The sequence below is a fragment of the Mycobacterium colombiense genome, assembly GCF_001672755.1.
GTDB classification, from domain to species: Bacteria; Actinomycetota; Actinomycetes; order Mycobacteriales; family Mycobacteriaceae; genus Mycobacterium; species Mycobacterium colombiense_C.
In genome coordinates, this window is record NZ_LZKI01000080.1 from 43814 (window position 1) to 67156 (window position 23343).

22 protein-coding genes are annotated in these 23343 nt (G+C 68.0%); 8 read left to right on the forward strand and 14 right to left on the reverse strand.

The window, feature by feature from the left end; all coding sequences use genetic code 11:
- Positions 1–5: 5 nt before the first annotated feature.
- Together A5708_RS12605 and A5708_RS12610 are read right to left on the reverse strand one after the other, a co-directional pair.
- Positions 6–1871: a putative bifunctional diguanylate cyclase/phosphodiesterase gene (locus A5708_RS12605; RefSeq protein WP_065028954.1), complete on the reverse strand. Its 1866-nt coding sequence runs from the start codon at positions 1869–1871 to the stop codon at positions 6–8.
- 197 nt (positions 1872–2068) lie between these two features.
- Complete coding sequence (locus A5708_RS12610; RefSeq protein WP_065028955.1) at positions 2069–3742, reverse strand: hypothetical protein; 1674 nt, start codon at positions 3740–3742, stop codon at positions 2069–2071.
- A gap of 386 nt (positions 3743–4128) precedes the next feature.
- Here A5708_RS12610 and A5708_RS12615 point away from each other — a divergent pair, with 386 nt between their 5' ends.
- The 3 genes from A5708_RS12615 to A5708_RS12625 all read left to right on the forward strand — a co-directional run bounded on the left by A5708_RS12615 (position 4129) and on the right by A5708_RS12625 (position 7577).
- Positions 4129–5310 (forward strand): NAD(P)/FAD-dependent oxidoreductase, encoded by a 1182-nt coding sequence (locus A5708_RS12615; protein WP_065028956.1) that lies wholly within the window; start codon positions 4129–4131, stop codon positions 5308–5310.
- On the forward strand, positions 5307–6218 hold the full coding sequence (locus A5708_RS12620) for an RNA polymerase sigma-70 factor (protein ID WP_065028957.1): 912 nt from the start codon (positions 5307–5309) through the stop codon (positions 6216–6218). The genes A5708_RS12615 and A5708_RS12620 overlap by 4 nt, the downstream gene beginning before the upstream one ends.
- A 108-nt stretch (positions 6219–6326) precedes the next feature.
- Positions 6327–7577: an aminodeoxychorismate synthase component I gene (locus tag A5708_RS12625; RefSeq protein WP_065028958.1), complete on the forward strand. Its 1251-nt coding sequence runs from the start codon at positions 6327–6329 to the stop codon at positions 7575–7577.
- Positions 7578–7587: 10 nt separating this feature from the next.
- Here A5708_RS12625 and rsmI read toward each other — a convergent pair whose 3' ends face one another.
- Positions 7588–8424 (reverse strand): 16S rRNA (cytidine(1402)-2'-O)-methyltransferase, encoded by an 837-nt coding sequence (gene rsmI / locus A5708_RS12630; RefSeq protein WP_065028959.1) that lies wholly within the window; start codon positions 8422–8424, stop codon positions 7588–7590.
- 82 nt (positions 8425–8506) lie between these two features.
- On the opposite strand from rsmI, the gene A5708_RS12635 reads away from it, so the two are divergent.
- Positions 8507–10045, forward strand: coding sequence for a dolichyl-phosphate-mannose--protein mannosyltransferase (locus A5708_RS12635; RefSeq protein ID WP_196772622.1), 1539 nt, complete (start codon positions 8507–8509; stop codon positions 10043–10045).
- 4 nt (positions 10046–10049) lie between these two features.
- Here A5708_RS12635 and arcA read toward each other — a convergent pair whose 3' ends face one another.
- Positions 10050–11264, reverse strand: a complete 1215-nt coding sequence (arcA, locus tag A5708_RS12640) for an arginine deiminase (RefSeq protein WP_065028961.1) — start codon at positions 11262–11264, stop codon at positions 10050–10052.
- A gap of 94 nt (positions 11265–11358) precedes the next feature.
- Here arcA and A5708_RS12645 point away from each other — a divergent pair, with 94 nt between their 5' ends.
- Positions 11359–11955, forward strand: coding sequence for an alpha-ketoglutarate-dependent dioxygenase AlkB (locus A5708_RS12645; protein WP_196772617.1), 597 nt, complete (start codon positions 11359–11361; stop codon positions 11953–11955).
- Between the two features lie 3 nt (positions 11956–11958).
- Here A5708_RS12645 and A5708_RS12650 read toward each other — a convergent pair whose 3' ends face one another.
- From A5708_RS12650 to A5708_RS12685, 8 genes are all read right to left on the reverse strand, one after another.
- On the reverse strand, positions 11959–12609 hold the full coding sequence (locus A5708_RS12650) for a DUF5642 family protein (protein ID WP_065028963.1): 651 nt from the start codon (positions 12607–12609) through the stop codon (positions 11959–11961).
- 27 nt (positions 12610–12636) lie between these two features.
- Positions 12637–13326, reverse strand: coding sequence for a DUF5642 family protein (locus A5708_RS12655; protein ID WP_065028964.1), 690 nt, complete (start codon positions 13324–13326; stop codon positions 12637–12639).
- A gap of 161 nt (positions 13327–13487) precedes the next feature.
- Positions 13488–14432, reverse strand: a complete 945-nt coding sequence (locus A5708_RS12660) for a GNAT family N-acetyltransferase (RefSeq protein ID WP_155765994.1) — start codon at positions 14430–14432, stop codon at positions 13488–13490.
- Between the two features lie 205 nt (positions 14433–14637).
- Positions 14638–15192 carry a D-glycero-alpha-D-manno-heptose-1,7-bisphosphate 7-phosphatase gene (locus A5708_RS12665; protein WP_065028966.1) on the reverse strand — a complete coding sequence of 185 codons (555 nt, stop codon included), beginning with the start codon at positions 15190–15192 and terminating at the stop codon, positions 14638–14640.
- A gap of 8 nt (positions 15193–15200) precedes the next feature.
- Positions 15201–15818: a D-sedoheptulose-7-phosphate isomerase gene (locus A5708_RS12670; protein WP_065028967.1), complete on the reverse strand. Its 618-nt coding sequence runs from the start codon at positions 15816–15818 to the stop codon at positions 15201–15203.
- The gene (locus A5708_RS12675) at positions 15806–16822 is read right to left on the reverse strand and encodes a GHMP kinase (RefSeq protein ID WP_065028968.1); all 1017 of its coding nucleotides are present in this window, start codon (positions 16820–16822) and stop codon (positions 15806–15808) included. The genes A5708_RS12670 and A5708_RS12675 overlap by 13 nt, the downstream gene beginning before the upstream one ends.
- A 122-nt stretch (positions 16823–16944) precedes the next feature.
- Positions 16945–18069, reverse strand: a complete 1125-nt coding sequence (locus A5708_RS12680; RefSeq protein WP_065028969.1) for a M42 family metallopeptidase — start codon at positions 18067–18069, stop codon at positions 16945–16947.
- An 80-nt stretch (positions 18070–18149) separates the two neighbouring features.
- A complete protein-coding gene (locus tag A5708_RS12685; RefSeq protein WP_065028970.1) occupies positions 18150–19319 on the reverse strand; it encodes an aromatic ring-hydroxylating oxygenase subunit alpha in 1170 nt (389 codons plus the stop codon).
- Positions 19320–19409: 90 nt separating this feature from the next.
- On the opposite strand from A5708_RS12685, the gene A5708_RS12690 reads away from it, so the two are divergent.
- Positions 19410–20018, forward strand: coding sequence for a TetR/AcrR family transcriptional regulator (locus tag A5708_RS12690; protein WP_065029009.1), 609 nt, complete (start codon positions 19410–19412; stop codon positions 20016–20018).
- 277 nt (positions 20019–20295) lie between these two features.
- Here A5708_RS12690 and A5708_RS12695 read toward each other — a convergent pair whose 3' ends face one another.
- Complete coding sequence (locus A5708_RS12695) at positions 20296–20760, reverse strand: formate dehydrogenase (protein WP_065029010.1); 465 nt, start codon at positions 20758–20760, stop codon at positions 20296–20298.
- A gap of 348 nt (positions 20761–21108) precedes the next feature.
- On the opposite strand from A5708_RS12695, the gene A5708_RS12700 reads away from it, so the two are divergent.
- Both A5708_RS12700 and A5708_RS12705 read left to right on the forward strand, forming a co-directional pair.
- Complete coding sequence (locus A5708_RS12700; protein ID WP_065028971.1) at positions 21109–22338, forward strand: cytochrome P450; 1230 nt, start codon at positions 21109–21111, stop codon at positions 22336–22338.
- Positions 22339–22390: 52 nt separating this feature from the next.
- Positions 22391–22663 (forward strand): hypothetical protein, encoded by a 273-nt coding sequence (locus tag A5708_RS12705; protein WP_065028972.1) that lies wholly within the window; start codon positions 22391–22393, stop codon positions 22661–22663.
- On the opposite strand, the gene A5708_RS12710 is transcribed toward A5708_RS12705, so the two are convergent.
- Entirely contained in the window at positions 22650–23267 is a 618-nt protein-coding gene (locus A5708_RS12710) for a TetR/AcrR family transcriptional regulator (RefSeq protein WP_081292925.1), read from the reverse strand. The two genes, A5708_RS12705 and A5708_RS12710, sit on opposite strands and share 14 nt — an antisense overlap.
- Positions 23268–23343: the final 76 nt, after the last annotated feature.

Sequence of the window (23343 nt, forward strand, 5' to 3'; positions counted from 1 at the left end):
GGCTGCTAGAGCGAACCCAGCGACGATGACTCGCGATCGGCCAGAAACGGCATCGGCATCCAGCGCGCGGACAGCAATGCCTCCATCGCATCACCGGGGAGCGGGCGCGACAACAGGAAGCCCTGCGCCCGATGGCAGCCGTGTTGCATCAAAGTCAGTGCGGCAGCGGGTGTCTCGACGCCTTCGGCGACCACTTCCAGGCCGAACGCCTCGGCCAGCCCGATGATCGCGCGGACGATGGCCAGGTCACCGGCGTTGGTGCCCACATCACGCACGAACCCGGCATCGATCTTGAGCATGTCCACCGGGAGGGACTTCAGATGGGACAGAACGGCATAACCGGTGCCGAAGTCGTCGATGGCGATCTGCACGCCCACTTCCTTGAGCCCCGCCAACGTCTTTCGCGTGGTGTCGATGTCATGCACCACCGCGCGCTCGGTGATCTCCAGGCACACCGACTCGGCCTCGATGCCGAACTCGTCGATGGTGTCGGCGACACTTTCCACAAAACCGCGGCTGATCAGCTGGATGGGCGACACGTTGATGCGCAGCATGGCGCCCTGCCCGACACCGTTGGCCCGCCAGCCGCTGAACTCGGCGCAGGCGCTGCGCATCACCCACCGTCCCAATTCCGCGGCCAGGTTGGTCGATTCGGCGACACCGATGAACGCGTCGGGCAACAGCAGTCCCCACACCGGATGACGCCAGCGCACCAGCGCCTCGGCGCCGACGATGGCGCCGGTCCACAGGTCGACCTCGGGCAGGTAGTGCAGGATCAGGCCTTCGCTTTCGATGTCGCCCTGCAGGTGCAGCTCGATATCGTTACGGAAGGCCCGTTTCAGCGACATGTCGTCGGTGGACACCGCGGTCTGGTTGCCGCCGGCGCGCTTGGCCGTCAGCACGGCCTCGTCGGCTCGCCGGAGCAGGTCGGCGCAATTGTCGGTCCCGGGCGTGCCCACCGCCAGCCCGATGCTGACGGTCCGACTGATCACGTGGCCGCCGATGGTGAGGCGGTCGCACAACATCGTCGACAGGCGACGCGCGAACGCCTCGGCGTCCTCCGAGGACATCGGCTGGTGCGGGATGACCACGAACTCGTCGCCGCCCAGCCGGGCGATCATGCTCTGGCTTCCCGCGCACTCCCCGATGCGTTGCGCGAACATCCTGATGAACCAGTCACCCGCGGAGTGGCCGAGGTAATCGTTGATCGGCTTGAGCCGGTCGAGGTCGAGGTAGAAGACCGCGACGGGCCCGGGGCTGCCGGCCGCGAGCCGTTCGGTCAGATGCGCGACCAGCGCCCGACGGTTGTAGACGCCGGTGAGGTCGTCGTGTTCGGCGAGATAGCGGAGCCGTTCCTCGGCGGCGATGCGCGCCTGCAGCTGAGCGAACAGCGCGGCGACCGCCTCGAGCGTGTTGATCTCCTCTTGTTTCCACTTGCGGGCGCCGAACTTGACGAAGCCGAGCACACCGGTGGTCGCGTCGCCGGACACCAGCGGCGCGACGGCCAGCGACGGCGACACCGGTGACTTGCCCTGGTTCAGCGAGCGGCGAATCCAGCCGGTGGGCTGATCCGGCCGGGTGACCACCGGCTTTCGGTCGCGCTCGCACTGGGCGAGCACCGACTCGGCGCCGTCCAGCTCGAGGTCGGGCACCGGTTCCGGATCGGCGGCGTCGGTGCGCCGTGGCCACTCGGCCACCAGCACCGAGGCCGGGGCGTCCTGGGCGTGGTGGCGCAGAAAGCTGGCGTCCACATCGAACTGCTCGACGAGCTGCGCGAGAACCTTTTCGCTGACCTGGGTCGCGGTGGACGCCGTGGCCTCCATCAACTGGGTGGCGACGGAGGTGACCACCAGGTCCAGGCTGCGTGGCACGGGTCCTCCGATACGGGCGCACTCGGCGACCCTTCCGAATACCCGTCGAAGGGGTCCGATAGTTCGCTCGGTTGTTTGCTGGTCGGACGTCGAATCGCGCGACGACGCGGCCGAAATCCGTTTGGAAACGGTATCACGCACCGCCCCGTCGATCAGGACTTACGACAAGGTGCCGGCGGGTGCCGCGCCGCGACGGATCACTGACCGTTTGCTGAGGCCGCGTCGCTCGGAATGTCAAGTGTGGCAATCGGGTACAGCCCGGAGCCGTCGCGGCCGTCCCGCGCCAGCGCCATCGGGGCGTAGTTCACCACGTGCGAGGCGCCCGGGATGTGCTGTTGCCATTCGACCGAGGCGCGCAGCGTGTAGTGACCGGGCGCCAGGCCGGCGACGTCCACGTGCACCGACTCGCTGGCCGACTCCGCCACCGGCTCCTCACGCGACTGGCTGGATTCGTCGTGCACCAACTTCTTGAGGTTGATGGTCGCCGGCAGGCTGCGGACCACCGCACCCGAGAAGTCCACCAGCTTGTAGCCGGGCGCCCAGCGCTCGGTGGCCGCCGCCGAGCCGTAATTGGTCCAGTCGACCGAGATCGTCGCCACCTTGCCCTGGATCGATTGCGATCCCGGCTTCGCCTCGACCGAATACCGGTAGCCCGCCGAGGTATTGGCCTGGCTCCACAACTGAAACAGCTTGGGGTCCATCGCCGACGTCGCATCGCGGTCCGGAAAGTCGGCGCTCGACGTCATCGACACGTGATACCGGATGACGTCGTGCAGGCCCTTCTCGTAATACGACCGGGCATCGGCCCCGCTCGGCAATCGGCACCACTGGCTGATCACCAGCGCGGTCATCAGACGCTGCTTGATCGCGTTGACCACCGCGTCGCTGGACCGTACGTAGTGCGAGTCGTTGGCCTCGGCCCATTCCGGCAGGGGAGCCTGCACCCCGAGGCAGTCGGCGCGGATGCCGACCGGTGCCGACAACTTCTTGGTGACGTCGTCGGCGAACAGCTGGCGGACGATCTCCGGGTTCTGCGGAGCCACCACCAGCTGGGTGTGCGGGAAGGCATTGGTGTTGGCCGCGACCAGCTGCGCGATGGAGGCCTTGGTGATGCTCTGGTCACGGAACTGGCTGTAATAGCCCAGCTTCGCCTCGCTGTCGTCGGGGGTGGGGCCCGGTGCGCTCAGCGAATCACGCAGGTACCCGAGCTGGTTCTGGCCGAAGTCCCCGTACCCGGAGAACTCGAACACGGACAGGCGCTCGTCGCCGTCGTAGCGGCGGCCGAGCGCGGCCAGCAGCTGGCTGACGCCGTTGAGGTAGTCGGGGTCGTTGAAGTTCGGCACCACCTGGGTCACGCCCGGGGCGGAACCGTTCGGCGGCGCGGGATAGCTGGCGGCCGACGGCCGCAGCCAGTCCGGAATCGCGATGTTGGTGTTGTCGGCGTAGGAGTCGTTGCAGCAGGACTTGTAGACGTACACGCCCAGGGTCAGCCTCATGTTGCGGCTGCCGAGCTTGGCCAGCGCGTCGTCGATGGCGCTGAAATCGAACTTGCGGTCATCGGGCGCGTCCGGGGGCAGCGTGCGCGAGTCGACGGGCTGCAACTGCCGCCACGAGACGCGCAGGCTGGCGTCGTACGACGCCGGCCAGGCAGAGTACCGCTGTTGGGCCGAATTTCCTTGCGGGAAAAGCGGATTCAGCATTTCCTCGTACTGGCCGCGCAAGGGGTTGGGTATCTCCTGCGCGGTGGGCGGGATGGCAGGGCTGACCATCGCCGAGAGCGGCCCGGGGTCGCCCTTACCGCCGCAGCCGCTGAGCACCACCGCCGCGCACACGACAACGGCCAGCGCACGTTTCCTCAATGAACACACCATGTACGTCAGATCGCACTCGACGACAACGGCCCGCGCAGGCTCCGCGACTGCGCCGACGCCGGCGCAGCGCCTGGCCCGGTCAGAGCTGTCATCGTCGTCAAGGTTGCTTCTCTCGATACACACCGATGCGCGTGTAAGTAGCCCCATATTTCGCGCGTTCCAGTGGTGCGTGCAGGCGGCCCGGGGCAGGCCACGAATTGGCGTAGCGCAGCGTATCATGCGCGTTTCGGCACGGCTTCGCCGCAGCTCAGCGGGGGTACGCGCGGCAAATTCGCCCGCAGCGCCCGTACGCATAGTGAGACGGGTCACAATTGCGGGCGAGCGTGTCACGCTCGGCGGGTCTGCGGTGTCTCAAGGGCACAGGTCCTCACGAAAAGGAGACAGCCATGACGGCCCCCCAAAGAATCCAAGTCGTCGTTGTCGGCGCCGGATACGCCGGAACACTGGCGGCCAACCGTCTGCGCCGGCGCCCGGACATCGACATCACCGTGGTGAACCCGCGACCGGTCTTCGTCGAGCGAATCCGCTTGCACCAGTTGGTTGCCGACACCGGCACGGCGACCGCCGACTACGCGACGCTGCTCGGCGAGGGGATCCAGCTGATCGTCGATTCCGTCGATCAGATCGACACCGCCGGCCGCCGGGTCGCGCTGGCCTCCGGCGCCGAGCTGACCTACGACTACCTGATCTACGCCGTGGGAAGCACCGGCGCCACCGCGTCGACGGTGCCCGGCTACGCCGAATTCGCGCATTCGGTCGCCGACCTGGAAAGCGCGCAGCGGCTGCACTACGCACTCACCGATCTGCCGCTGCCCGCACCCGTCACCGTGGTCGGTGGCGGGCTGACCGGCATCGAGACGGCGTCCGAGCTCGCCGAGGCCGGGCGCCCGGTGACCATGGTCTGCGGCCCGGTGCTCGGTCCGTCGCTGAGCAGGCGGGGCCGGCGCTCGGTGGCCAAGCGGCTGCGGCGCGAGGGTGTCAACGTGCTGGAGTCCGTGGCGGTGGCCGAGGTGCGTTGGAACCAGGTGGTGCTCACCGACGGCGTGGCGCTGCCCAGCGCGGCGACCATCTGGACGGCCGGATTCGCCGTGCCGGACCTGGCCACGCGCAGCGGGCTGCACACCGACCCGATCGGCCGGCTGCTCACCGACGAGACGCTCACCAGCATCGACGACGAGCGCGTCGTCGCCGCGGGTGACGCCGCCGCGCCGTCCGGCCAGCCGTTGCGAATGAGCTGCCAGGCCGCAGGCCCGATGGGCGCCCAGGCTGCCAACACCGTGCTCGCCCGCATCGCCGGCGACACCCCCGCGGCGCTGAGCCAGGCGTTCGTCGGGCAGTGCATCAGCCTGGGCCGCACGCACGCCACGTTCCAGATGGCGCGCACCGACGACACCCCGGTGAACATGTACCTCGGTGGCCGGGCGGCGGCTTCGCTCAAGGAAGCGGTCTGCAAGGGCACGGTGTGGTCGATCCGGCGGGAGGCGGCCAAGCCCGGTTCGTATCGCTGGATCAAGGGCGGCAAGCGGCCCGCGCAGTCACCTGTCGACGCGGAGGTCGCGGCGCGATGACGCCAGCACCGGCCGGCAGCGAGCACGCCGAACGATTCACCCTGCTGCGACCACTGCTGTTCACCATCGCCTACGAGATGCTGGGCTCGGCGACCGAGGCCGACGACGTCTTGCAGGACAGCTATCTGCGGTGGGCGGCGGTCGACTTGGCCACGGTGCGCGACACCAAGTCGTATCTGGCCCAGCTGGTCACCCGCCAGGCGCTGAACTCGCTGCGGGCCGGTGCTCGCCGGCGCGAGGATTACGTGGGGCCGTGGCTGCCCGAGCCGCTGCTGCTCGACGAGCAGGATCCCTCGGCCGACGTCGTTCTGGCGGAGTCGATTTCGATGGCGATGCTGGTGCTGCTGGAGACGTTGAGTCCCGACGAGCGGGCGGTGTTCGTGCTGCGCGAGGTGTTCGGGTTCGACTACGGCGAGATCGCCGAGGCGGTGGGCAGGCCGGCACCCACCGTGCGGCAGGTCGCGCACCGGGCGCGCGAGCACGTGCGGGCCCGGCGCAAGCGCTTCGACTCGGTGGACCCGGAACGCAACGCCGAGATCACCGCGCAGTTTCTGGCCACCGCGGCCGGCGGCGACGTGGAAGCGCTGATGACGATGCTCGCCCCGGACGCCACCTGGACGGCCGACAGCGGCGGGGTGGTGAGCGCCGCCCGACGGCCGGTGGTGGGCGCCGAGAAGGTGGCCCGCGCGATCGCCGGCCTGATGCGCCGGGCCGCGGCCCTCGGCACGATGCGGGTGGACATGGTGACCTGCAACAGCGCCCCGGCGGTGCTGCTCTACCTCGGCGAACAGCTCGAGGGTGTGATCACGCTGGAGATCGCCGAGGGCAAGATCACCAATTTCTACGTGATGCGCAACCCGCAGAAGCTGGCCGCGCTGGCCACCGCGCGCGACATCAGCCGCGGCTGAGCGTGGCGATCGCAAACGCGGCGTAGCCGGGTGCAGCGGGTCGCCACCATCCGACCAGCGCCCGGGCGCCGCGGGTGCGAAACGCCGCCGCTCTGTCAAGCTAGGGCTGTGCGAATCGACCGGCTCGGCGATCTTGGCGCCGCACCCCAGGTGCTGCGCGCCGTGGGTGACGCCACCCGTCGGCTCGGTCTGCCGCCCCCGGCCGCGCTGACCGGCGAGTGGTTCGGCGCCCTGGCGGTGATCGCGCCGAGCCTGTCGGTGCGCCCGGTGCGCGCCGACGACGTGTTCGCCGTCCAGGCGTCGCGGACGCCGGAGCCGCAAGCGGTGGGCGGCGGCTGGATCGGTTACCTGTCCTATCCCGACCCCGGCGCCGACGCCCGGTCCAACCGCGTTCCCGAGACCGCCGGCGGCTGGACCGACAGCGTGCTGCGCCGCGACCGGGACGGGCACTGGTGGTATGAGAGCCTCTCCGGCGCGCCGATGCCGAAATGGCTCGCCACCGCGCTGGCCGCACCGGCGGCCGCACCGCGCGAATGCCACATCGAGTGGGGCATCGCCGACCGGGCGGCGCATCGCGACGGCGTGCTGGCCTGCCTGGAGGCCATCCGCGCCGGCGAGGTCTACCAGGCCTGCGTGTGCACACAGTTCACCGGGACGGTCACCGGCGCCCCGCTCGACTTCTTCATCGACGGCGTGGCGCGCACCTCCCCGGCCCGGGCGGCCTACGTCGCCGGCACCTGGGGCGCGGTGGCGTCGCTGTCCCCCGAGCTCTTCCTGCAACGGCGCGGTGCCGTCGTCACGTCCAGCCCGATCAAGGGCACCTTGCCGCTGGATGCCTGGCCGGCGGCGTTGCGCGCGTCGGCCAAAGAGGTCGCCGAGAACATCATGATCGTCGACCTGGTCCGCAACGACCTCGGCCGAGTCGCGATCGTCGGCACGGTGACCGTGCCCGAATTGCTGGTGGTGCGGCGGGCCCCCGGCGTGTGGCACCTGGTGTCGACGGTGTCCGCGCAGGTCCCCACCGACCTGCCGACGTCGGCGCTGCTGGACGCCACCTTCCCGCCGGCCTCGGTCACCGGGACGCCCAAACACCGTGCCCGACAACTGCTCGCACAGTGGGAGCCCAATCGTCGTGGAATATATTGCGGCACAATAGGATTGGCTTCACCCGTGGCCGGCTGCGAGCTGAACGTCGCTATCCGCACCGTCGAATTCGACGCCGCGGGGGCCGCCGTGCTGGGCGTCGGCGGCGGGATCACCGCCGACTCCGACCCGGACGCCGAATGGGCCGAATGCCTGCACAAGGCATCCCCGATCGTCGGGCTGCCGTCCGTCGCCGCCGCGAGCCCGGCCGGCTGACCGGGCGGCCTCAGCCGCGCCGGGCCTGCAACACCGCCTCGTAGAGCTGCCGCGAACGCACCCCCGGATGGGCGGCGGCCACCTCCCCGCAGGCCTCCTTGATGCGGGTGCCGCCCGCGACCAGCTCCTCGACCTCGACGACCAGCGACGGCAGGTCGGCGCTCGGGGTGGCGCCGGCCAGCACCACGGTGATCTCACCGAGCACACCGTCGGCCGCCCACACCGCCAGCTCGTCGAGCGACCCGCGCACCACCTCCTCGTGCACCTTGGTCAGCTCCCGGCAGACCGCCGCCCGGCGCGCGCCGCCGAGCCGCTCGACGGCGTCCTGCAGGCAGGCGGACAACCGGCGCGGCGATTCGAAGAACACGCAGGTGCGCCGCTCGTCGGCCAGCGAGTCCAGCCAGGTCCTTCGCGCCCCCTTCTTGCGCGGCGCGAATCCCTCGAAACAGAACTTCTCCGCCGGCATGCCGGACAGGGCCAGCGCGGTCGTCACCGCCGACGGCCCCGGCAGGCATCCGACCGGCAGTCCGGCCTCCACGCAGGCCGTCACCAGCCGGTAGCCGGGGTCGCTGATCAACGGCATCCCGGCATCGCTGACCACCAGCACCGTCGCGCCCGCGCGGATCGCCTCGAGCACCGACTCCACCCGGGCGTTCTCGACCTGGTCGAACATGCTGATCACCCGACCGGTGATCCGCACCCCGAGGGCCTTGGCCAGGGTGCGCACCCGCCGGGTGTCCTCGGCGGCCACCACATCGGCTCGGGCCAGGGCATCCAGCAGGCGGGGGGAGGCGTCCGACGGCTGGCCCAGGGGGGTCGCGCCCAGCAACAGGCGGCCGGTGGTCATGACCGACAGCCTACGATCGACACCGATGACTGCCCCGCCCCGCGAATCCCCCTTGACCATGGAGGGCGCCGACCAGGAGCGCATGGTGCCCATCGTCAGCCCCGGACCGCTGGCGCCGGTGGCCGATTTCGGCCCGACCGATCACATCCGCGGCTGGGTGGTGACCGGCGTGATCACGCTGGTGGCGGCGGTGACCCGATTCATGAACCTGGGCTCACCCACCGACGGCGGCACCCCCGTCTTCGACGAGAAGCACTATGCGCCGCAGGCCTGGCAGGTGCTGCACAACCACGGCGTGGAGGACAATCCCGGGTTCGGCCTGGTCGTCCACCCACCGGTCGGCAAGCAGCTGATCGCCCTCGGCGAGGCGATCTTCGGCTACAGCGGCATCGGGTGGCGGTTCACCGGCGCGCTGCTCGGTGTGGTGATGGTGGCGCTGGTGATGCGAATCGTCCGGCGGATCAGTCGCTCGACCCTGGTCGGCGCCATCGCCGGAGTGTTGGTGATCTGCGACGGCGTCAGCTTCGTCGCCTCGCGGACCGCCCTGCTCGACGGCATCCTCACGTTCTTCGTGGTCGCTGCGTTCGGCGCGCTGATCGTCGACCGAGACCAGGTACGGCAACGGATGCACACCGCGCTGCTGGAGGGCCGCAACGCCGACACGGTGTGGGGTCCGCGGCTGGGCGTGCGGTGGTGGCGCTTCGGCGCCGGGATCCTGCTCGGATTGGCTTGCGGCACAAAGTGGTCCGGCCTGTACTTCGTGCTGTTCTTCGGTGCCATGTCGCTGGCGTTCGATGTCGCCGCGCGGCGCCAGTACCAGGTCACCCGACCCTGGCTGGGGACGCTGCGGCGCGACCTGGTCCCGACCGTGTATGCGCTGGCCGTTATGCCGGTGCTCGTGTATCTGGCCAGCTACGCACCGTGGTTCGCCTCCGAGACCGCCATCGACCGGCACGAGGTGGGCCAGACGATCGGCACGCATTCGATCGTTCCAATGCCCGACGCGATCCGGTCGCTGTGGCATTACACCGCCAAGGCATTCCAATTCCATGCGGGCTTGACGAATTCCGCCGGCAACTACCACCCGTGGGAATCGAAGCCGTGGAGCTGGCCGATGTCGCTGCGGCCGGTGCTTTACGCCATCGACGAGCAGAACGTCGCCGGGTGCGGCGCCCAGTCCTGCGTCAAGGCCGAGATGCTGGTGGGCACCCCCGCGATGTGGTGGCTGGCCGTACCGGTTTTGGTTTTCGCGTTGTGGCGCATGCTGGTCCGCCGCGACTGGCGTTACGCGGCGGTGCTGGTCGGCTACTGCGCCGGCTGGCTGCCCTGGTTCGCCGACATCGATCGGCAGATGTACTTCTTCTACGCGGCGACCATGGCGCCGTTTTTGGTGATGGCCATCGCGCTGATCTGCGGCGACATCCTCTACACCCCGGGCGCCCCGCCCCGGCGGCTGCGGCTGCACGTGAACTCGGAGCGACGCACGCTGGGGCTGATCGCCGTGTGCTGTTACGTGGCCGTGGTGGTGACCAACTTCGCGTGGCTGTTCCCGGTGCTGACCGGTCTGCCGATTTCGCAGCAGACGTGGAACATGGAGATCTGGCTGCCTAGCTGGCGCTAGCTTGCTACGCCAGCAGATCGCGGGCGACGGGGCAGGACATGCACCGGGGCCCGCCGCGCCCGGTGCCAAGTTCGGATCCGGCGATGGTCAGCACCTCGATGCCGGCGTCCTGCAGGCGAATGTTGGTCTGCACGTTGCGCTCGTAGGCGACCACCACCCCGGGGGCGAGCGCCAGCGTGTTGTTGCCGTCGTCCCACTGCTCGCGTTCGGCGACGACGGGATCGAGCCCCGTGTCGATGACCCGCAACTTGTCGATCTCCATCGCCTTGGCCGCAGCCTCCAGGAACGGGGCCTCGTCGCTGATCGCGACTCCGTCCGGCGTGCGCGCAATGGTGAACGCCGACAACGAGTCGACGATGTTGGCGTACATGACCACCGTGTCGGTGTCGACCATCGTGCACACCGTATCCAGGTGCATCTGGGCGCGCCGCTGCGCGATCGGCACCGCGAGCACCGTGTTCGCCAGGTCGTCGTCAAACAGGCTGCGGGCCAACGCTTCCGCGCCGGCCGGAGTGGTCCGCTCGCCGACCCCGACGGCGATCACGCCGGGCGCCAGCAGCAGCACGTCACCGCCCTCGACGGGGGCGGTGCGCGACTCGTAGGCACGCCGCACGCCGGTGAACCGCGGGTGATGGGCGTAGATGAGGTCGGTCAGTGACGCCTCGCGGATGCGGGCGCGCAATGCCAGCGTCGGTATCACCACCCGCTGGCCGATCCAGATGGACGAGTCGCGGGTGAAGACCAGGTTGGGCAGCGGGTCGATGACGAAATCGCCGCCGTGGTGCATGCGCAACACCAGCGACACGTCGGTCCGGGTGTCCGAGGGCAACTCGTTGAACGTCATCCCGGCCATCAGCACCTGGGCCAGCCGGGCCGGCTCGAGCCCCCGCAGGTAGCCCGAAAGTTCTTGGGCCAACGGCACTCCGAGTCGCCGTGCGTCGACGGCGGCCGCGACGCCCTGCATCCGGGCGGCTCCGCTGTGGGTCAGCGCCTCGGTGAGCAGGTCCGACAACAGCAGCACCTCGACGCCGCGGGACCGCAGCAGCGCGGAGAACTGGTCGTGCTCGTCCTTGGCGCGGGCGACCCACGGCAGGCCGTCGAACAGCAGCTGATCGACGTTGCGCGGATTGAGGCGGAGCAGCTCGGCGCCTGGGCGGTGCAGGATGACCACGCGCAGCGCGCCGACCTCAGAATTGGTGCCCAGCTCAACAACACCCACAGGTCAACCGTAGCGGCGCCGGGCCGCGCGGTCCCGCCACACGCCCGATCGCGCGCCCCACGCGATCGAACGGATGTGCGATAAACTCTCCTCCGTGGAGATCGCGGTCCAAGGCTCCCTGTTCCAGCACACCGAGCGCAGGCAACTCGGTGACGGCGCGTTCATCGAGATCCGTGCCGGCTGGCTCACCGATGCCGATGACCTGCTGGACGCCCTGCTGTCGTCGGTGCCGTGGCGCGAGGAGCGCCGGCAGATGTACGACCGGGTCGTCGACGTGCCGCGGCTGGTGAGCTATCACGACCTCACGGTCGACGAGCCGCCGCATCCGGAACTGGCCCGGCTGCGGCGCCGGCTCAACGACATCTACGCCGGCGAGCTCGGCGAGCCGTTCACCACGGTCGGGTTGTGTTGCTATCGCGACGGCTCGGACAGCGTGGCCTGGCACGGCGACACCATCGGCCGCAGCAGTTCCGAGGACACCATGGTGGCGATCGTCAGCCTGGGTGCCACCCGCTCGTTCGCGATGCGCCGCCGCGGCGGCGGCCCGTCGCTGCGACTGCCGCAGGCGCACGGCGACCTGCTGGTGATGGGCGGTTCGTGCCAACGCACCTGGGAGCACGCGGTGCCCAAGACGACGGCGTCCGTCGGCCCCCGGGTGAGCGTCCAGTTCCGGCCGCGCGGGGTGCGCTGAACGTCAGGTGCGCACCGCGGACACCGCTTTGACGAGCAGGTCGCGCGCCCGCTGGGTGTCGACCGGCGCGACGGGCTGATTGGGAAGCACCAACGGATTGGCGATGACGATCACCTGGTAGTCGTCGAATGCCGCCGAATAGTCGTACAGCTCACCGGTGCGTGGACCGCCGGGTGTGAGCGCCTGCATGACCCGATGCACGCCCAGCGTTCGGGTGCTCTCGATCTGCGGCACCTCGACCACCTGAACACCGCCCCGCAGCTGCGGCCCGGTGAAGGTCACCTTGTTACAGTCCTTCCCGGGATCGTTGAACGGCAACGCTTTTGAGGTCTCCAGCGCGATCACCACGAACCGGTTGCCGCGGCCCTCGGCGGTGACCGCGGACATGTTGCCCTGCAGGTCCGCCGGCATGTCCGGCCCGGCCGCCACTTTCGCGCAGTTCGCCGGGTCGAACGTCAACCCGTCGGGCAGCTTGCGGCCCGCCAGCAGCTTGGGATCGATTCCCCGTTCGCTGATGTCGGTGACTTTGAACTCGGGTCCGAAGCTGGTCTTCACGTCGACGATCTTGCTGATGTCGACCTTTGCCGAGTGAGTGGCCGAAGAGCAGCCGGCCAGGACCCAGACAGCCGCGACCGCGAGCAACATCTTGGACATCGTGGCCAATCTACCCAAGCGGGTGGCTCAGCTGCGCAACGTGGACACCGTTTTGGCGAGCAGATCCGCGGCGAATTGCGGGGGCAGCACCGGAAGCGCCGAACCCGGATCGGTGGTCAGCGTGGTGAACGCATAGTAGTTGCCCAGGTATGCGGTGAATGTGTAAGTGCGCGAGTCTATTTCGGTACCCGATTCGACGGAGGACTTCACGTCGGCCACCATGCCGACGGTGTCGACACCATCGACGTGCGGCGCGTCGGTGAGGTGGATGTGCACCACGGTGCGCCCGGCGGACTCCGACCACTGCGAACACGAGGCGAGCAGGTCGTCCGGGAAATCCACCTGCTCCGGCAAAGCCACCACCACCGCGTCGACGATGCCGCCGCTCCCCGATCCCGACACGCCCTGCGCCGACTGGTCGCGCCCGTTCCCGGGATCGGCCAGCGTCCCGCAGTTGGCCGGCTTGGCCTGCAGGTCGTCCCCCAGGCTCCAGATCACCCTCGGTGAGGCCGCGCTGGGGATCCCGGTGGTCACCTCGTAACCGGCTGGCAGGTCCCGAACGACCCGTTTGATGTTGACGGGGTTGACGGCAACGGCGCTCGACGGAACGGATTTCGTGGGTTTGGTCGACGGCACGCGTGCCGGCGAGTGACCGCATGCGGCGCTGGCCACCGTGAGCACGGCAGCCAGCGACGGGCCAATCCGGAACGGCCGCATGAGGAGTTGATAACACAAGATCGGGCCATACGTTCGGAACCGCATCCGTCACACGGGTACCGGTCGGAAAGGACCAGGCAATTCCCAAACGTGCTAGCGCATGCGCCAGCGGATTCCGAAGTCACCTCATGGTGCGGAGACTGGCCGCCGCCCGCGCCCACTCAGCCGACCGCCGCGATCACCTGCCGGGCGACGCGCTTGATCTGCTCGGCCTCCTCACGCCGCAGGTGGCGGGGGTGGGGCACGTCGATCACGGTGGTGATGACGCCGATGTCTTCGCGCTGCCAGACGGCGCCGTAGCGGTCCATGATCGCGCGCATCGGCCCGTTGTCGGAAAGCATTCGCGCGGAAAATCTTTCGATACCGTCGACCTCGGCGGCGATGGACAGCGCGCTGATCAGGAAGGTGCCGATGCCGCGGCCCTGATAGGCGTCGGCGACGGTGAAGGCGATCTCGGCGACCGTCGGGTCGTTCGCGTCGCGCACGAAGCGCGCGTCGGCCACCGGGTCGCTGCCGTCGGTGACCACCCACACGAAGTGATCGACATAGTCGACCTCCGACAAATAATGCATCAGCGCGGGGCTGGGAAGCCGCGGGGTCATGAAGCGCCGATACAAGGTGTCGCTGGAGAAGTAGACGTGTCCGTGCACGGTGCGCTCGCTGTCGCCGGGCAGCACCGGGCGCAGCAACAGCAGCGTGCCGTCGCGCACGCGGATCGGGATCGGCGTGATGAACGCGGCGAGACGCTGGCGCACGGTGCGCAGCAGCCACGGCGTGATGCCGGGGATGTGCACCAAGCTGGCGAAGGCCCTGGTGTCACCGATCCACCCGGTCAGCGGTTCGGCGGTGGTCACCGTCGCGGTCCGGGGAATGTCACGCAGCAGGGCGATCTCACCGACGATCATGCCCGGGGACGCATGCTCGACGATCACCACGCCGTCGTCACCCACGTGGGTGATCTCGGCGGTGCCCGAGGAGATCAGCAGAAACGAGACGGCCTGCTCCCCCTGTCGCATCAGCACCTGGCCGGCCGCGGCGCGCAGGGGCTGCAGGCGGCCCGCCAGCGGGACGAGGTGTTCAACGGGAGCGCCCTTGAAGATGTCCATCGTCGCCAGCTCGTCCACCCGGGCGCCGGTCAGTCCGGCCACCGCTATGGACCGCCGCCCGCAGCATCGCGACAGCGCTCTGCGCGTCGCGGTGATGCCATGACCTGCCCGCCTGCTTGCCGTCGTCTACCGCCCGGGCCGAACCCCCCGGATACGGTCGGATGTTGCCAGGTTATGAGCACCGTTGCGGCTGCGGCAAGTGGCCTCAGCGCGCCACCTGGGCCTTCACGATGAGTTCGACGGCCGCGGCAAGGTCGCCGACCACGAAGTCGGCGTCGACGGCTTCTCCGCCGCCCGCACGGAGCAAGATGGTCGCCGTTCCGGCCGCCCTGCCCGCCATCATGTCGATGTCGCTGTCGCCGACCATGACCGCCTCGGCCAGGTCGAAGCCGTGCTCTCGCGCCGCGCGCACCAACATGCCGGCCAGCGGCTTGCGACAGTCACAGCTGTTCGCCGCGTGCGGACAGTGATAGGCGGCATCGAGCCGGGCACCTTCGCGCGCCAGCATTTCGCCGAGGCGCCGCTGGGTGGCGGTGAAATCCGCTGGTTCGGCGGCCTTTTCCGATAGCCAGCGCTGGTTGGTCACCAGCACGGTCCGCAGGCCCGCGGCGTTCAGGGCGGCCAGCGCCCTTGCCGCGCCGGGCAACAGCACCAGTTCGGCGGGTGTTCGGATGTATTCACCCTCGGCGGCCTTGACATTGATCGTGCCGTCCCGGTCCAGGAGCACGGTGCGCACGGTGCGCAGATCGGGTGCGGCCATCGTCGCTGTCAGGAAGGCCTGGGAAACAGTGCCGCTTCGACCATTTCGCAGATGGAGTGGCCCAGGTGCAGGCACGCCTCCTGGATCCGCCCGGTGTCGTGGCTGGGCACCCGGATGCAGATGTCGGCGACGTCGGCCACCTTGCCGCCGCGTGCGCCGGTGAGCGTCACGGTCGTCATCCCCGCCTGGCCCGCCGCCTCGAGCGCGCGAACGACGTTGGGAGAGCTGCCCGATGTGGTCAGCCCGACCACCACGTCGCCGGGGCGCCCCGCGGCGAGGACCTGACGGGCGAACACCTCGTCGTAGGAGTAGTCGTTGCCGATCGCCGTGATCGCCGCGGTGGCGTCGGGGAGGCTGATCGCCGCCAGCCCGGGGCGGTCGAAGGCGAAGCGGCCCATCAGTTCGGCGGCCAGGTGCCCGGCGTCTTGCGCGGAGCCGCCGTTGCCGAAGAAGATCACCTTGCCGCCGGCGCGCAGCGCCCCGATGATCACGCGGGCCACCCCGACGGTCTGCGTGGCGAAATCGCCCTGCTGCATCTGTTGCTTGACAGCGATGGTCTCGGCAAGTCGCTGCTGCACCAGCTCCACGCTCGGTGGGACGACGTCGGACTCGGTCAGGCCTGCCATGTAGTCAATCCCTTGCTCTCGAACGCGAATTCGGTGATGGTGGCGCCGGCGCCCTCGAGAGCTTCGATGAGTCGGTGCTTTTTGGCGAAGTCGCAGAACAGCAGGATGTATCCCCCACCACCCGCGCCGGTGAGCTTGCCGCCCAATGCGCCGTTTTTCCGAGCGAGGTCATAGAGGTCGTCGATGCGCTCGTTGGTGATGTAGGGCGACATGCGTTTCTTCTGATTCCAGGCCTCGCCGAGCAGCGCGCCGAAGTCGTTCAGTTTGCCCGTCAGCAGCGCCGCCTTCATCGCGACCGCCAGATCCTTCTGGGCCCGCAGGCCCGCCAGGGTGTCATCGGAACCCGTTGTGGCGCGCCGAGTCTGGTCCTCGATCACGCGCGCGGAGTCGCGGGTGATGCCCGTGTAGCACAGCAGCAGGCTGAGCTCGAGCTCGAAGGCCGTCTCGTCGCGGATTCGCAGGGGGTTGACGATCACCCGGTCGGTGAACTCGATGAAGTTAAAACCGCCGAACGTCGCGGCGTACATGTCCTGCAGGCCGCCCGCGATGCCCAGGTCGTCGCGTTCGATGGCGCACGCCAGCTGGGCGGTCTCGTACTCGCCCATCGGCACCCGGTAGTGCTCGGCGAGCAGGCCGGTGAGGGCGACCATCATCGTCGACGACGAGCCCAGTCCCGAGCCGGGTGGAGCGCTGGAACGCAGCACCAGGTCGTAGCCGTCCGTGCCGTCGCGGCCGAACCTGCGCACCGCGGCCTTGATCAGGTCGAGGCTGCCGTCGTAGAGGATCTCGTTGTCCAGCGTCATCTCGTGCGTGGTCTTGAAGTCCACCGACTCGATGCTGACCCGGCGATCGGTACGCGGCGCGAGCGATCCCTGGGCGTAGCGATCGATGGTGGCCGACAGGACGCAGCCGCCTTCGGTCGTCGGGAACGGCGGGACGTCCGTGCCGCCGCCGGCGAACGAGATCCGCAGCGGCGCTCGCGCGCGAATTCGTGGGCGTGTCATGGGGATTCGCTTTGTTCCGGCAGCGAATTTCGAGAGACCACGCCCGCCACGTGCCAATCCCATCGTTCGGCGTCCTGAAGCGTCGCCAGCCTAACAGGGTGATCAGCGCGGTCGTCGGGTTTTCAGGTGATCCTTTGACTTGGCTGCAACACGAAATCGACGACGATCGCGGCCATGTCGTCGAGCGCATGGCGGGCGATGACCTCATAGCCGTGGGTGCTGAGCGTGGGCAGGCACAGCAGGCCGGCGCGGGCGGTCAGCCCGTAGGCCTTGGCGTGCGAGGCGTCGGATTCGAAGGCGCCCAGTGCGGCCGGCTGCGGCGACAGCTCCAGATCTGTGGCGATCTTCAGGAGCCGGTCGGCGACCTCCTTGTCGTAGATGCACAACGCGTCCATGTAGCCGATGATCGGCCCGCCGGTGACGCTGGTGTTGTATTCGCGTTCGGTGGGGCCGACTTCCAGGGCCAGGGTGAGGTCGCCGGGCAGGTGCGAGCTGGCATATGTGCCGCCCACCCCGCCGATCTCTTCGTTGGTGGTGAACACGATGTAGACGTCGTCGGCGGGTCGTTGCCCGCGCTCGTGCAGCACACGCGCGGCTCGCAGCAGAGCGGTCACCGCGGCGCGGTCGTCGAGGAAGTAAGAGCCGACGTAGCCGCCGATCTCGACCAGATCCCTCTTGCTGCGTTCCACGCACACCCGGGTGCCGGCGTGCACTCCCGCGGCGCTCAGCTCCTCGGTGCTGCGTCCGGTGAAGACGTAGACGTGCTGCCAGTCCAGCGCGCGGTCGCCCTGGTCGGGCTTGGTCTCCCAGATTCGGTGGCTCTCGATGGTGGTGTGCTCGGAGCCGAGAGTCAGTACCGCGGTGAGGGTTTCGTTGTCACCGAGCACGGCGACCGGGCCCAGTCCGAAGTTGCCCGGATACATTGTCCCGAGCTGCGTCAGATGCAGTGTGCCATCGAATTCCACGCGCTTGACGATCATGGATATTTCGTCCATGTGCGCCATCACCCGCGTTGCGGTACCGGGATCGGACGTCGTCCGGTGGCGGTGGTCGTGCGCGCCGGCATCGGCGGCCGAGGGGTCGGCGGCGATATAGCCGATCAAGTTCCCGGCGTCATCGGTCCACATGTCGTCGACGACGGATTCCAGCTCGCGGGCGCAAACGGCGCGGACCGCGTCCTCCTGGCCGGGCGGCCCGTAGGTCCCAACGAGTTCTTGCAGCAGGTCGTCGGTCGAGTCGTGCGCCATCGGATCCTCTCCATCTTGGGTTCAGAGGATCAGTACCCGCGCTCGGCTGCGGCTACCCAACAGCGAGCAACAAACGCTGTTCAGGCCAGCGCGACGCCCAGTTCTTGGGCGAACACCTTGATCATGTGCTGGACGGCGATTTCGTTGCGTCCGATGATCATGTGGTCGTGCTGGCCGTGCCGGACGCCCTCGCCGCACTGGGGCAGCATGGCGAAGTCCTCGTCGCGTACGGCCGCGTGCACCCCTTCGAAGACGGTGTCGTAGGCCGCTCTCATCTCGTCGTTGGTGGCCGGGATGCGTCCCATCCAGCTGTGCCGGACCGTGCAGCGGGTCGGTTCACCGGCGGGCAACATGTCGATGATCTCCACGCCTACCGGGCTGTTGGCCAGGATGAGGTTCGGATACAGCCAATAGATCACGCCCATGTTCGTCGAGGGGTCCAGCGACGCCGTGGGGTCGGTGTCCGCGTTGGTGATCCAGGTGAACGGAAACCCGATGCGGTGATGCTTACCGAATTCGTCGTAGACCATCGTGTTCGCCAGGGTGTTCTGCCCGATGAGGCTCTCTCCGTGCACATATGGGAAGTGATAGCCCTCGGCAAAGGCTTCCAACGCGCCCTTCCAGGACACTTCGGACATGAATTCGCGTTGCGTGTGGTAGCCGTACGACTCGTAGTTCCACAGCGCCAGTTCGGCGCCGAAGTCACCGAGATGGGCGTCGAGGTCGATGGTCGCGTCCGCGGTCAGCACCGCCCAGATGAACCCGTGCCGCTCCTCGGAGGGCAACTCCACCAGGCCGTAGTCCTTGGTGTCCATCGAATCGAAGCCGGCCTTGCCCGGGACGGTGAACAATTCGCCGGTGTTGCGGTAGGTCCAGGCGTGATATGGGCAGACGAACCGCGAGGCGTTGCCCGAGCCGCAGGCCGGCATCGCGCCGCGGTGCCGACAGTAGTTGAGCAGGACGTGGCTGGCGCCGGTGCGGTCGCGGGTGACCAGCAGCGAGTCGCCCAGCACCGAGCGCACCACGTAGTCGTTCTTGTTGGGCACCTGGGCCGACGGGACGATGGCCAGCGGCACCCGGCGCAGGATCTGGGATTCCTCGATCTCGGTGATCTTGGGGTCGCGGTAGTAGTGCAGCGGCACCCGCAGCTCACGTTCGGCCAGGTCGGTCGTCTTGTCCAGGGCGTGACGCAGGCCCCGCCGCGTCAGCGTCTCGTCGGTTCCGCTCACCGGCTTGTCGATCGTCGTCACCCTGTCTCCTTCGCCTCGATACTTCGGACCATACAATCATTATCGTTTGTATTGTCAAGGTCGGCACCTGGTATGTGCGACGATCACGCCATGCGCCGGCACGGCTGGTCGGGTGACATCCCGGCCGACGACGATGAGGCGGTCGCACGCATCCTGGGCGCGACCCGCAGCGCCATCGACGCGCGCGGGACCGTGAGCGTCTCCGAGGTCGCGTCCACGCTGGGCGTGACGCGGCAGACGATCTACCGGTACTTCCCCACCCACGAGGCACTACTGGGCGCGACGGCACTGTCCGCCGTCGACGGGTTCCTGGATCGCCTTGCGGCGCACCTGGGTTCGATCACCGATCCCACCCAGGCGGTCGTCGAGGGCATCGCCTACACGTTCGAGCAACTCGCGCACGACAAGTACCTCGGCCTGGTGTTCCAGCCCGGCAAGGCCAGCGCGTTCACCGCGGGCGTCACGTCCGACATGGCCATTTCGTTCGGCCGGACGATCCTGCAGCGATTCGACGTCGATTGGGCCGCAGCGGGATTCGCCGAGGGCAGACTCGACGAGCTGGTCGAGATCATGCTGCGCACCCTGCAGTCACTGATCGTCGACCCGGGCCGTCCGCCGCGCGCCGGACGGGAGCTGCGACGGTTCCTCGACGACTGGATCGCGCCGTCGGTGCGCGCCCACGCCGCCGTCGAGCGCTGAGCGCCCCAGGGCTACCTTCCCGTGAATAGCGGTTCGCGCTTGGGGGCGAAGGCGGCCAACCCCGTGAAGCCCGCGGCAACATCGCCGCGAATCACTCGGAGAATTCAGAGCACCACCCTCAGTGGGGCTACGGGTTGTGGTGGGCCCCAGCGATTGTCGCCGACCGATCGTCGATTTCACATATCAGACCAGCCTCGCGTGGGCGAAGCACTCCTCCAGCCTCTGGCTTCGTCCGACGCGGCATCCGCTGAGATCAGCATGGCCCTAGCTGATTTCGTCAGACTGCCTCGTCCTCGACGTCCGCCACGAAATGGGTGATGCTCGGATGCAGATGTCGCTGTAGCTCCTCAGCGGAGAACTGCATGCGATCGGCCTCCGAAAGGAGATCAGACTGCGCGGCTGAGGGTTCGTAGACCAATCGGGTGTTTTTCGGTGCCCTCGGCTCGCGCACCGCCTTACGCTTTTTCAGACGCATCAGTTCGGGATGCATCTTCTTCCGCTGCGAGGGAGGGACGAGCGCACCACGGTTAGAGGCCCTCATACCGAGCTTGTCCGCGACCTCCCAAACCTGACCAGTCTTCAACCGGTAGCGCCAAGCGATTTGCGAAATCGTGTACCACCCCCGTGGCATCCGCCAGACCCAGCCCGCGACGGTAATCACCGTCAACACGATCGCCAGGGTCGTTTCAGGCCGGAACAGTTTTCCGGAGAACATGATTGCCGCGAGCCCGACTACCAGCATGACGACGAGAGCTGACACGAAGAGAACGTGTGTCGGGCTCACGCCGCCTCCTTGCGTTGCATCGCGAGTATGTCCAACGGTCTCAGAACCCACCCGCGGTGTAACCGCGACACGCCGTAGCGTCACCGGCTCGAGACCCGCCCCCTGGCTCATCCGGGATGGTCGCTGCAGCGATTGGTCGGCCCCGCACCGGGCCCCAGAGATCCTCCGCGGCGGTGACGACCAGCTGGTCCGCCAGTTCCCATGTCACGGCGGTGTTGCGCCAGGCGGATTGCGATGGCCTAAGATCGGACGAAGTGACAGCCAACTGCCGGTTATGCCGGCCTAAAGCTGATACGGAGGGGGCAAATGCCCGTCAGCATCTCCAGCCCGAGCGTGTTCGATGCGGGCCTGCCGACGATCGAGTACGACGTCGCCACCGCCACACCCGAGCAGGTCTATCCGCAGCTGTTGGCGGCGCAGCGACAAGCGCCGATCGCGCTGGGACCTTATGGGCCCGAGGTGCTCTCCTACGAGCTCGTCCGAACGATACTGCGGGACAATCGTTTCCAGATCCCACCCGGCTACATCCTCGCCGTCCAGGGCATCACCTCCGGCCCGCTGTGGGACAAGGTCGTCAACTCGTTGTTGGGCATGGAGGGCGCCAAACACCAGCGCGTACGCAGTGTCGTGTCGAAGGCGTTCACGCCCCGCGCGGTCGAACGCCTGCACACCACCATCACCGAGGTCATCGACGAACTCGTCGAACCGATCAGCCGCCGGGGTCAGTGCGACGTCGTCACCGACGTCGCGCGGCCCTACCCCGTGCCCATCATCTGCGCGCTGCTCGGTGCGCCCCGCGAAGACTGGCAACGGTTTTCGCTGTGGGCCGACGACATCTTCAAGGCCTTCAACTTCACTTTCACCGCCGATGACGGGCCCGGCGTGATGCGCGCGTGGGGCGAACTCGACGACTACGTCGACGACGTGATCGCGCGGCGTCGCCATACCCTGACCGACGACCTACTCTCCGACCTGATCCGCGCCGAACACGACGGGGACCGGCTCGACGCCGGGGAGTTGCGCATGCTCGCCGCCGCGCTACTGCTCGCGGGCACCGACACCACACGCAATCAGGTGGCTGCGTCCATCGGGGTGCTCTGCGAGCACCCGGACCAGTGGGAGCTCTTGCGACACGCTCCCGAGTTGGCGATGACCGCCGTCGAAGAGACCATGCGGCACTCCCCGATCGCCACCACCTTGTTGCGCGTCGTGGCCGAGGACGTCGAACTCGCTGGGGTCCACTTTCCTCAGGGGACGCTGGTGTTCGCGAATACCGCTGCGGCCAATCGTGATCCAGCGATCTACCACGACCCCAACCGGTTCGACATCACCCGTGAGGGATTGCCACCGGTGCTCAATTTCGGTGCGGGCGTGCACTACTGCCTCGGTGCGAACCTGGCGCGGCGCGAAATCGCCGAAGCGCTGAATACCGTTACTCGCCGACTCGCGAACCCGCGTAAGAACGGGCCATCGCCGTGGAAGCCGGTTGTGGGCCTCAGCGGGCCGGCGAACCTGCCCATCGCCTTCGACACCTGACGGGTCGAACGTTCGGTTCTGCCCATCCTCGTCCTAGGAGCCCACGAAGATCATGGCGGTGCTGTTGCTGGTCCTCAAGATTGCGTTGATCGCTCTCATCGTCGGGGGCACGGTCGCTCTGATCGCCCGGGGTGTCAGACGCTCACGAGCGAATCGACTGAACCCACAGTGGAAGGGGTATACCGGTCAGCCCGGGTACGAGGCGTCCGCGCGTGGCGCCATGCCGAATACACCGCTTCCCGAATGGGCCTACTGGGATGACGAAGGCGACGACCATCACGGCGCCGCGGAGGGTGCGGAAAACCCCGCCGTCAGGGAAGATTGATCCGCCAGTACAGTCCCACAAGGAAGTCCGCGAGCTGGGTTGCGGTCATGTCAAGAAGTCCTTCAGCCCACGCGATCAACAGTTCCGAAGCCGCCCCTGTCAAGGCAAAAGTCTTCGTCCGCGTCTCCAGGGGGCTGCTTTCAAAGTCACCCACATCGGTTCCCGACCACCGGAAGAAGTTCTCGGCAGCACGCACGAGGATTTCGTTGCGGCGAGAGCTAGCGCGTCCGCCCTTACCGAGCGCCTCGACAAAGATGATGCGGATCGTACGGGGATCGCCGGCCAACACATCGACAGATGTTCGGAGTACGACAGACAGCCTCGACACGGCGTCATCGCGCACCTCGACGACTGCGGCGTTCACGGCACTCTCAACAGTCTCCATAGTGAGCTCCAGCACCGCATCGAACAACGCGTTCAAGTCGCTGAAGCTTTCGTAGAAGTACCGCTCCGTCAGTCCGGATTCAACGACCACATCTTTGACCCGGGCGGAACCGGATGCCGCAGAACCGAACACGTTCATGCCGGCCCCGATCAACTTCCGGCGTCGCTCAGCGATCCGCTGTTCACCCGTTATTCCGCCGTATACGCGGCCAGCCGACACGTTCGCTCCTACCGGTTAAGTTGTGCAGCCCAAGCATAGTGGTGACGGTCGATGTCGCCCGACCAACGGCATTCGG